General features: G+C 51.9%; 7 protein-coding genes. 1 reads left to right on the top strand and 6 read right to left on the bottom strand.

Features of this window, described 5'->3' with window-relative positions:
- Positions 1-501: 501 nt before the first annotated feature.
- Both AB5Y92_RS10165 and AB5Y92_RS10160 read right to left on the bottom strand, forming a co-directional pair.
- On the bottom strand, positions 502-1821 hold the full coding sequence (locus AB5Y92_RS10165; protein ID WP_368226702.1) for a type II toxin-antitoxin system HipA family toxin: 1320 nt from the start codon (positions 1819-1821) through the stop codon (positions 502-504).
- Entirely contained in the window at positions 1821-2075 is a 255-nt protein-coding gene (locus tag AB5Y92_RS10160; protein ID WP_042047685.1) for a helix-turn-helix domain-containing protein, read from the bottom strand. Before AB5Y92_RS10160 ends, AB5Y92_RS10165 begins: the two co-directional genes overlap by 1 nt.
- 538 nt (positions 2076-2613) lie before the next feature.
- Here AB5Y92_RS10160 and AB5Y92_RS10155 point away from each other — a divergent pair.
- The gene (locus tag AB5Y92_RS10155; RefSeq protein WP_058059818.1) at positions 2614-3231 is read left to right on the top strand and encodes a recombinase family protein; all 618 of its coding nucleotides are present in this window, start codon (positions 2614-2616) and stop codon (positions 3229-3231) included.
- Here the strand turns inward: AB5Y92_RS10155 and AB5Y92_RS10150 are convergent.
- The 4 genes from AB5Y92_RS10150 to AB5Y92_RS10135 all read right to left on the bottom strand — a co-directional run bounded on the left by AB5Y92_RS10150 (position 3228) and on the right by AB5Y92_RS10135 (position 11135).
- A complete protein-coding gene (locus tag AB5Y92_RS10150; protein WP_368226700.1) occupies positions 3228-3569 on the bottom strand; it encodes a hypothetical protein in 342 nt (113 codons plus the stop codon). The genes AB5Y92_RS10155 and AB5Y92_RS10150 overlap by 4 nt on opposite strands.
- Before the next feature lie 506 nt (positions 3570-4075).
- Positions 4076-4768, bottom strand: a complete 693-nt coding sequence (locus AB5Y92_RS10145) for a M48 family metallopeptidase (protein ID WP_368226698.1) — start codon at positions 4766-4768, stop codon at positions 4076-4078.
- On the bottom strand, positions 4765-8064 hold the full coding sequence (locus AB5Y92_RS10140) for a type I restriction endonuclease subunit R (RefSeq protein WP_139741986.1): 3300 nt from the start codon (positions 8062-8064) through the stop codon (positions 4765-4767). The genes AB5Y92_RS10145 and AB5Y92_RS10140 overlap by 4 nt, the downstream gene beginning before the upstream one ends.
- Entirely contained in the window at positions 8064-11135 is a 3072-nt protein-coding gene (locus AB5Y92_RS10135) for an AAA domain-containing protein (RefSeq protein ID WP_368226697.1), read from the bottom strand. Before AB5Y92_RS10135 ends, AB5Y92_RS10140 begins: the two co-directional genes overlap by 1 nt.
- Positions 11136-11218 lie beyond the last annotated feature (83 nt).

Genomic DNA, 11218 nt, shown 5'->3' with positions numbered 1-11218 from the left:
CAGCGAGTAATCGCGCTGTGTCCGTTTCACACCTTGTCCCATCGGGCTCTCCATTTATTAGGGGGAAAGGTGTAAACCATATTCAGGACGGGACAAAACAGACAAAAAAGCCCGGGACGAACCCAGGCTTTTTATTGTCTGCCGAACCGGCTTATTTGCCGATGCAGAATGTAAATAATCTATTATCTTCAATATGTTAGTGGCTTTTCGGGGGCCGCTTGGGGTAAAAGTAACTAAAACAGCATATTGAGAGGCCGCTCACGGGTTTCTGCTATCGTGCAGCGTTCCCACATAGTCCATTCTCGATCGTGCAGCCTTCCCATATGAATCAACGCGATGCTACTACACGCATTCAAAACCGCTTTTTAGGTGAGTTTTGAACATATTTTAAACCGACCATAGCACCGTCCGGTGCCTGGAAAGCCGCTTTTACTCTTCGAACCGTGCAAACTTCCCATAGGTGGTTTGGCTAACCGTGCAATCATCCCACATACCGTCAATTTAATCCCAGCCCTTTATCAGCCTAGCTGAGCGGGCTTTTAGGCCCTCTAGAATGGTGCTGCTGATGGCATCGGGGAAGCCCGCTGGCAATTGCTGGGTAACACGCTCAATAACATCATCAACGGAGTTGGCCAGTTCTGTCAGGATCTCTTCCATAGCAGAACGCTCAAATCCCACAGCTTTTGCCGTTTGGAAGAAATGACGCGGGAATATCTGCTCAATGGCGTATTTCTTTCCCTTGCTGCTTGCTAGGCCCATAGCGAGCTTGGCGTCCCTTCGGTTGAGGCCTCGGCCGCCAAACACTGGATAGACAGATAGGATGTCGTAAAAAGGGGTCAGGCGAAAACGCCCTTCCGGTTCAATAAAGACCGAGAAGTTCTTTGCATGGCCATCGGTGGCTGCCAGCAGCCAGAACAGGACCTGAGATTTCATGAACAGGTAGCGATCCTGTTCTGGTGTCGCAGAGCCCAGCAAGGTTTTCATGATGTCAGTGATCCCTGGTCCTCCATGGCTCTCGTATTTCCGTGCTGACGGAACATTCAATACCTGACAGAAATCTTCTTGGGGAAGGCGCATGATCCAACTGCGATCGGCAGCGTAACGTCTGTCGAAGCGTTCCACAGCCAGTGCTTTGACCTGGCCAACCTGCATCATGAAGCAGTGAGGTACGGGTAGACCAAACTCCTTGGCAATCAGAGTGCAGAGATATTCGTTTTCTACGCTCTGGGAGAGGTCTATCGAGTAGGAGTGGCTTTCAATCTTGCCGATAGGGAGTTTGATTATGTGGGTTGTCGGCGTTGCATTGAGTGGCAAGTACCAACGGCCATCGAGATAGAGCAGTGCAGTCTTTTCTTGCGCCCCGGCGATAGAGATCCGGAACTCCTCTTGCTCCCTGACCATCCCCAAAGGGATTCCTGATTTGTAGCTGGTCAGGATCTGCTCGAGCTCGTCATCGGAAAGTGCCTTGTAGTCGATTCGCCTGACATCTGGAACATCGTGCCCTTCGGTAACCAGCTGTAATGCCCCTACGCTATCCTGGCCAATGCAACTGAGCAGATCGAAGGGCTGGGTTGATGCCGCTTGATAGCGTGCTACAACCCTGTTCCTCACCTCCATATTATCTGGCAGCAGGTTATCGAAGAAGTTATAGGCTTCATCGCCCCGGTAGGGCTGATGGCGCAATGGTATGGAGAGTGAGATCGGACGGCTGCCCGGTTGTGCTAGCCATGACTCATGGTACTGAAATTGATGGGCGCCGCTGGTAGCTTTGGTGAATGTGCCTACCCGATAGCCGTTCATGTAGACAGCCAGATTGGCCATTACCACTCCTCCTTCCAGCCCGATGCCGGACTATCGGATGACTCATTGCGGGGTTTGATGTCCAGTGACAATTCGAGTGCCGCGAGGATCTTGAACAGGGTCTCCAGCTTGGTGGATTCAGGATTGAGCTCGAAGCTGGAGACTGTGTCTTGCCTAATCCCCACTTTCTCGGCCACTTTGCCTTGAGAGAGCTTTTGAGAAAGCCTGGCATCCTTGATACAGGCGCTCAGCTGCTTGGCGCTGGTTACTTTCATGATTCGACAACCTGGTAGCGTGCCTTCTTCCAATTTACACGCTATGGCAGGTATATCAATATTTACCTGCTATAGAGGGTAAGTATCATTTACACGCCATAGGAGGTATTTAACATTTATCCCCTATAGCGGGTAAGAGAACCGCAGACGGGGAGATTACCAAGCCATGGGGTAAAGAACTGCCGCGCTGCGCTTGGCTGCTGGCTTGTTCGGTGAGTCGAAAAGATGACTCACCTCAAAGCCCAGCTTCTGTAGATTTCCTCCTTTGGCATCCCATTCAGCAGATCAGGAATAGTGAGCAACGTCGCTTAAATACTCAAATACAACTCAAAAGCGACTTTGTGATGACGAATCACACTTAAAGTTTGTGCTGTCAGATCAAAAGGCTATCGAAAGGTTGTGTTTCGATCGTCATGTGGTGGTTCTAAAAAGGTATACCCCATTAAAACCACTTAATACCCTCTCGAAAATCATATTAAAACCACTTATATTGAACCAATAATTGGGAACCAGTTTAAACAGACCGATGGGGGTTTCAATGTTCATACGGGCGTATTTACGTGCATCGACAGTGGAACAGGATGCTGAGCGGGCACGAGAGCTGCTGATTGGTTTTGCTGCTGAGCATGGCCATCAGATTGCCAGTTTCTATGTGGAGAATGAGTCTGGAGCGACGCTGGACAGGCCTGAGCTTATGAGGCTGATCCGCGACGCTGCAGATCGTGACATTGTGCTGGTAGAGCAGATTGATCGTCTGGCCCGTCTCAATCAGACGGATTGGCAAACACTGAAGCAGCTTTTGGCACAGAAACAGCTCTCCATCGTTTCTCCTGAGCTTCCGACTTCCTGGGTGGCATTACAGGGGGGCAGCCGCTCCGAGTTCACCAGCGCCATCTTGCAGGCTGTAAATGGCATGCTGTTGGATATGCTCGCAGCCGTTGCTCGTAAAGACTATGAAGATCGCCGTCGCAGGCAGCAGCAGGGTATTGCCAAGGCCAGGGATGAAGGGAAATACCGTGGTAGGCAGAAGGATGAGAAGAAGCGTCAGCACATCGCCAGACTGTTGGTGACAGGCCACAGTTATTCCGCGATTCAGGAGATGCTTGGTTGCTCAAGGTACCTTATCGCCAGTGTGGCCAAGGAGACACGCAGTTAACTCCAGAAGTAGTAATTTTTGATGACCGGCCCACCCTTGCGCTTTGGGCGTGGGGTTGTCTTGAGGTTTTTCGCTGTCCAGATGAGTGCGATGCTCAGCGCAGTGAACAGCCCGGCGGGCCAGTGCCAGCAGGTGAGTGCGGCAAGAGCCATTAACTGCAACCTGGCCGTGATGGGGCGCCTGGTGGCCCAGGCCAGTATTGGCCAGCACCAGTAAACCGGTGGCAGGCAGATCAGCAGCCATGCAAACACCGTATCGCCAAGTGCCATCAAGCCCAGCGCAACCACCGCCATGAGGGCGATATCAGCGATCGGTTTCATGGTGTCTATCTTTTGCATGCGCCTTGTAGCTATACAGACTCCACACGAAGACAAGCGTGAAGAAGGCCAGCAAGCCTACCATTCCCCAACTGAACGCATCCATCGTGTTACTCCACCAATGAACATGATTTCAGCATGGCACCGAAGGCCTTGGTATTCAATCAACGTATTGAAAATGTTGACTTTGTTCGTTAGTGACAAAGTTGGAGTACTGGAATCCAGTGGCTTATTGACCAGTGGAATCAGCGCCCTTATCCCCGGCCAATCTCTGTCCAATTCCTTTCCACATAACTATCTATCTGGAATCTTGGTGCGGATATTCCAGATAGTGGAATGTCGCTTCAGAACGAGCACCTGGAATATTGATAGGAGCCTTCCCATCTATCTGGAATGTTCGTGCTGTTTTTTGCTCTGGAATGTTGGTCTTCTTATTTGAAGGGATGATGGACCTTGGTGTGCTGGAATTGATGGGGGCGGATTCCTATCTATTTGGAATTTTGCTCCCCATGTTTAGTGCTGCTATCTCAGAGGCCTTCTACATCCATGCCATGTTCTGCTAGCCATAGCTTGCGTTCTTCGTAATCAGGCATGGCTCGCTCCAGCCGTCGCCAGAACTCTGCGGAATGGTTTGGCTCATGGAGATGAACCAGTTCATGCACTACCACATACTCTGCAATTCGAGCTGGCAGCAATATGGTTTTCCAATGGAAATAGAGCTGATCGCCTTTGCCGCAGGAGCCCCAACGAAAGCCCAGATCTTGAACTTTTATCCCCTGTGGCATGACATCGATACGTTTGGCAAATTCTTGAGCTCTAAGCCACAGCCAATTTTTCCCACGTTCGCTGTACCAGTGAATAAACAGCTTACGTGCCTCGTGAAGAGCATCTTGGCGCAGATGGAATCGGCCATTAATCCACCGCAGTGGAGTCTCCTGTGCTTCGACCAGATTGAGCCTATAGTGACGGCCAAGATAGAGGAACCCCTCACCTTGCACAAAGCGCTTATGTTGAATGGCTTTTGTCATCAAAGCTTTTTCGGCAAGCTTCTTATAGATCCACGGTAGCTTGTTGCGAGCAAAATGCTCCATCACGTCAAGCATTACTCCTCTCGGAACCGTCATTAACAAAGAGCCATCACGCTCGACGGTGAGTTCAAGTGTTTTACGTCGTGCGCTATGACGTACAGGTATCTCTAGGTCTTCAATGCGCAGCATCATGTTTGTTCCAGCTTGTAACTGTTGGCTTTGGCCAGTTCCCGCAATTTGTCGACCAAGGGTTCAATATGAGAGAACTCAAGCAGTTCACTATCATAAATTCGCTCGAAGAGTTCCTGCTCCAAAGCTTCTTGCATGGGGCGACGATGCTTTTCCCAAAAGCTCTGGGTTTTCACTTCACGGCTGATGTGTTCAACAAGTTGCTCGGTTAGGATTATCAGGTCTGCTTCTGTGGCTAAGTCTGGTTTGTCATCACCACACTTGGCTGCGCGTAACATGCGGTAGAAGGGCAGGTAGTGCTCAGGCACATCAGGTAGTCCCTCCTCATGATTGGTGCTTCCACTATTAACTTCGTCAATGATTGACTGAAGCGCTGCGATCAAGGCCTCCCATTGTCCGACCAACCCATCGAGAATTGCTTTAAGGCGTTCGCTGAGTTTGCTGTAGTAAATCGGATCCTCATCAAGCTTCTGGTTTACATGACTGCGAATGGCATGTTCCATCTCAGAGGCCACAGCCTTCTTGGCTCTTTCCGGATCAACATGGTAACTGGCTGCTTGCTCTTTGATTTGGCTGAGTTGAGCGCTGAATGCTGCGTCTGTCAGGTTTATTGGCGCAATCTTCGGATCTATCCCGAGCGAGATCACATGGTCATCGATCAGTTTTCGAACCTTAGCGCCGATATCTTTGCCCAGAATAGTACCGTCACGATAGCGCCTGCGGGCAGCGGCATATATGAGTGCCAACTGTTTGGCATCTTGGGTAAATGGAAGGGCCTCAGGGCGAGGTAGCACCAGATCCAGGCTTTGCATGAATGCTTTTAGCTTGACGCCGAACTCTTGGCGAAGGCGCTCGCTATCCAGTGCTTGCACGCAAGCTTCCACATCTGCAAGGTTTTCGATGCCCTGCATACGCAGTACATCAATGGCACGAAGATGGCGGTCTCTCAGGGCTGGGATCTCATCTTTCAGACTGCGCAGTGCACCGTCTACATCCTCTTCGCTATAGGCTGCCAAGGCGGCTTTGAGGTGGTTAGCCACCCCGAAATAGTCAACAACAATACCAGCCTGCTTGCCAAATCCGGTGCGATTAACGCGAGCGATGGTCTGCAGCAACTCGGCTTCGCGAATGGATCTGTCGAGGTACATGACCCCTTCGATGGGAGCATCAAAGCCAGTCAGAAGCATGGATTTGACGATCAGGAAGGCGAGTGGATCATTACGGTGAATATCATTGAGCAGGGGTTTCTTGAAGCGTTCTATAGCCAGGTTCTGTCTCGCCCGGTCAGTATGTTCTAACCACTCTGCGCCATCGTTGTTATTACCAGATATGACAGTGGCAAACTCCATCCTTGCCAGCAGATCTTTAAAACGCCAAGCTTGAACCAATGCTTGTACTTTGGGCGACCGTCGGCACAGTTGCTCGTTATCCAAAGCCTTTAATTCAGGGCTTAGTTGATTTGCTTCCTCCAGCAGGATGTCGCGAGCTTGCTCGAAAGCACTCTTGTAGCGCACGGCCGCCAAGCGGCTATAGGCTACAACTTGAGCTTTGAAACCATTCGGCAGAATGTATGTGACGTAGTGACGCAACATATCTCGCGCTTTCTCTTCGATGAGGCGCGGGGCTTCGAGAACATTTCCTTTGGTTGCGTACTTCTGTTTGATGGCCTCAAGCTCCTCTTCGCTCTTATCAGCAAAGAAGTCTTCAAATAGATCATCAAGGCTACTACCATCTTTTACTGCCCCTTTGGCTGTTCGCCCCTCGTAGAGTACCGGGACTGTTGCACCATCCTGCTCTGCCTCAAGGATGGTGTACTTGTCGATAAACTCACCGAAGATTTCATGAGTACGCTTTTTTTCCCCCATGATGATAGGGGTTCCAGTAAAACCAATGCGGGCACAGTTAGGCAGTCCAGCGAGGAGATTAGCATGCAGGTCACCAGCCTGTGTGCGATGAGCCTCATCCACCATGACCAGAATATCTTCGCTGGTGTTGAGTAATTCATACGCAGCCTTGTTGGCAGCTGGGTCAGTGTGATCCCGATACTTCTGGATCATGGCAAATAACAGGCCCGGCCCATCCTGCTTCAGCATTGTTTTCAGCGCTGCGCTGTTGGTTGCCACCTGAACCATCTCGCCGGATAGGGTTGCTGTACCCGAGAGTTGGTTTTGCAAGTCTGTTCTATCGGTAACGACCACCACCTTGAAGCGGCGGAGCTTGGGATCTGAGCGGAGGCAGCGCACCATGAACACCATGGTCAGGGATTTTCCTGAGCCTTGGGTATGCCAGATTATTCCCCCTCTGCGATCGTATTCACCATCGACGCGGCGCGTTTTACCATTGCGCAATCGGCTTAGTGCTTTGACCACCCCTCGGTATTGTTGATAGCGGCAGACCAGCTTGATGGTCTGTCCCCCCAATGTCATAAAAAGCGTGAAGTGGCGCACTATATCGAGCAAGTTTGCCTTATCTAGTATGCCAGCCACAGTTCGCTGCTGAGGTGACAGAGTGCTTACACCTAATTCACGAGCAACGTCCTGTTCGCTGCGTGCTGGAGTCTTGCTCCCCGCAACTGTCTTCCATGGCTGATAGTGGCTCGAGCCTGCTCCTAGGGTTCCAACCAGACATTCAGCAAAGCTGGTTGCAACCATCAACTGGTTGGTATGAAAGAGCTGGGGCGCACCTTCATGCTCGGCGACTTCGCCGGTAGTAAATCGTTGGTTTGAATAGCGACGTAACTGATCGATGGCATCCGACATGGGGGTGGCCGCATCCGGGCTCTTGCATTCGATCACCACCAATGGAATGCCATTTACCAGCAGAACAAGGTCAGGAATGATGTGTTTTTTGGCACTGTCATGGCCTGGTGGGCATTGCACCTTGAACTGGTTAATAACGGTAAAAGTATTGTTGTCCGGTTGATCCCAGTCGATATAGCGGATCATACGAGAGCGGCCAGCATCCCAATCGGGCAACCCATTGACGATCACCCCTTCTGTCAAAAGGGCTGTTGCTGTCTGGTTCGCCTCCATTGGGCGGGAAGATCCCAGCCTTGTGAGTGCCAGTATGGCGCTGTCGAGCCGACCGTCATCTAGCCACTCTTCACTGCCACCATCAGCCAGGGGACGCTGGTTGATGCGCCTTAATTGATGCCGTAATACCTCGGTCTGTATGACTTCGGCAAAACTGTTGCGACCAGTTGCGGTCGGATTATCCAGATGACCGGGAATAAACTGCCAGCCCATGGCGATCAGCTGGTCGATGAGTGGTTTTTCACTGAAGGCGTATTCTGGGCCCATTAGCACACCTCTTCTGTTGCGCTTGTAGCCAGGTTGCTCTGGCGATGGAGGGCATCAATCTGTTTTCTGAGCAGACCGGAGGGGGAGCCTGGAGCTGTCGCTCCAAACACATGTGGGTGGCCAAAGACGATGAAACTGTCTTTGGCGCGAGAGACGGCAACGTTCAGCATGTTGTGGTTCATGTCGTAGAACTTGCCGGCACTGATGTCATTTTCCCCATAGACGCTGGAGAACAGGACCAGGGTACGTTCATCCCCCTGCAAGCTATGTACTGTACCGACAGTGAGGCCGTATATCCCCACTTCTCCCAGTGCTTGCCGGATCAAACGAGCTTGTTTGCTAAAGGGAGTGATGATGCCAACAGCCAGTTTCAGCACCTCATCATCGTCCTTATCGGACCACTTGGGGTTTTGTTGGCGTGCATAGTCGAGGATGTTGCTTCGTTCCGCATTGAGCCACTCGGCGATATGGTCAGCTTCTCCCGGATTACCACGACTACCGCCATAAGAGCGTGATGAAGAGGCCGTTGCTACCATGGCAAAGGTACCCCATGGCACCGGTTGTTTGGGAGAGCCGCGCAGTGGTTCGAGAACGCCTTCATAGACCATGGTATTGCAGTAGCCGACAATCGGGTCGTAGCAACGTCTGTGTTCGGTGAGATATAGACCGCGCTGCAGGGAGGAAAATTGGTGATAGAGACACTGCCGTTGCGCCAACCCCATGACCGAGCCGCTGCTGGCCAACAAACCGCTTTGCTGCCAGAAGTCATCGTAGTCGTACTGCTCGTTAAGTAGCCCGTATAACTCTAAATTGGCGCGATCAACATAGGCGGGAATGCTCCAGACTGGCTCGATTTGATCCGTGTCTCCCACAATCAGTGCTCGTTTAGCCAGTGCAAAGCTGGCTGCAGCAACATCAGGGACGGCTTGACCCGCTTCATCGACAATCAACAGATCGATCTCATCGAACAGCGGGATATCTCGCCAACAGTTATCGCGCATCTCATAGGCCATAAAGGTCGAGGGGATCATGTAGAAGGTCGAGACAAAACATGGGGTTAGCTTTGCCAACCGGCGCAATTTTCGTCTTAGCTTCCAGGGGGATTTTTTATCTTTGTCACCTCTGCTGAGGAAACCTTCAAACTCCGTTAGCCAGCGAGCTTCCCAGTAGTGAGTCGCCAGTTTGAAGAGCGTGAAGCGAAGCGAGCGATCGTTCACTTCATGAACCAGCTCTTCCAATGAACGCGAGAATAGTTGGGCTGGTCGGTTTGTCTCAATCCAGTTGGTTAGGTCCTGAGTTGCTTCCTGGTAAACGGCTACTACCTGCTGTAGCTGGTTGAGCTGTCCTTCAGACTGCTGCCGTTCCCGGTGTGCCTGCTGAATTCGCTGATTGAGCAATATCTCGACTGCGTAGTCAGAATGATCGCTCTGAAATAGTTCCCAGCTATTGAGCAAACGAGCGCTCTTGCGCTGCTCATGCCGCTTGAACGGAGGTAGCCACATCAATAAACGGGACCAAACTGAGCGCCGTTCCCACAAGCTATACATCTCGTCGAGTTGCGACTTGGTTCGGTTGTAGTGTGCCTTGGCGTAGTCATGTCTTTGCATGGCTTCTGTTATTTGCTCATGCAGGGAGTCCAGGCCTCCATGGCGGAGGTCGATCTCACGAGCGTTATTCTGCACCTGTTCCAGCAGGGTAATCCCGGTCTCAATTGTCTGCTTGGTCTGCAACAGTGCTTGATGCAACTGCTCTTGCACCTGGCTGATTACGACAGCCTGGCCATTGAGCCACTGGTTGGCACAGGTCAAAAAGTACTCTTTGGCTCTATCCAGATACTCCCGCGTATGCCAACTCTCCATGCAACCCTCGCCCTTTGGCCCCAGGTACATGTAGGGATTGTGAACATTTACTTTGCTGCTGGAGCAGCAGTAGAGGCCATAGCTGTCGATTTCGGGGAGCCAACGCCCTTTTAGGCTCTCTGTCAAACCCTCTTCATCGACCTTGGCAAAGCTCTCCAGAATATTGGTGACCGCCTGGTTATTGTTCGAGGCCGCAACAATCAGTGGCGGCTCTCCCTGAGCTAGCGCCGCCTCACTCCATAGATTGGCTACCACTGAGCGGAGCAGGGTTGTCTTACCGGTGCCGGGAGGGCCATTAACGGCCAAGATCTCACCGTGTTGCTGCGCAAGGAAGTGATGTAGAGCATTGCGTTGTTTGGGTGACAGAGGGAATTCCCCGGTCATCTGGCCAAGATGTCCCTTGGCCACCGCGGTCTGATACTGCAGATCTTGATGGGGTATTAGCGTGGGTGATTGTTCGGCACAAAACCGTTGGTAGAGCGGTGGATACTCGGTGCTATCGCGCAGGTTGTTGAGTACCTTCAAAATGTTGGCTTTTGCCCCCACCACGTTGGGTTCGAGTTGCAGCAGGCTTTGCCCGCTCATCTCGAAGTCTGGGTGAATGGGCATAGCATGCAGTGGAAGTGCGGCTTGCATGCTGTTCTCGGCATGTGATGAGAATGGATAGCCCACCACTGCTGCCAACATATGGCAGCAGTAAGCCACGAGTTGCTGCCACTCCAGGATCCCCTCATAGGGGTTGCGGGTCAGGAAGGCGTCAAGACCGACATAATCGCCAATGGGGTCCGTTGCACTCTGGTTAGGCGCTAGCCACTCCCGCGGGATCCAGGGGCGCTTGTTGGAAGGGGTTAGTGTTCCGTTAGACGCCACCCTTACAAACACACCAACCGGTAGCAGCACTCGCCGCTTCAGGTTGTTGGTCTCTCCAAACTGGGAGGTTTGGAGATCGACGCGAGGGAATAATACCAGCTCGGTTATCTCCTGCGGAGGTTGGCCGATAGGCTGTTTGGCATCGAGGATCTGTTTCGCTAATCCGGGGGAAATTCGTCCGCTTAGCCAGACTTGGGAATCGATTGCCAGGTAGTCGGAGGAGGGATCTTCGACCTTCTCGAGGCCCAGCGCAGGCAACAGATTGCGATCATCCGGGCTGAGCCGCTCGGCATCGATCAATGACTGGCGAAAATAGCCAGTAAGATTGTGCAGAAAGGACATAAGATCCCACCTTCCTTGTTATTGTGGTGCTGGGCGGCTGTGGTGCTGGAATGGCGCACCCTTTGGCACGCCATTCGCTCTCC

The sequence above is a fragment of the Aeromonas sp. R1-1 genome (assembly GCF_040908495.1).
Classification (GTDB): Bacteria; Pseudomonadota; Gammaproteobacteria; order Enterobacterales; family Aeromonadaceae; genus Aeromonas; species Aeromonas veronii.
Note: the sequence above shows the minus strand (reverse complement) of the source record. Positions and strands in the feature narration are given on the sequence as shown.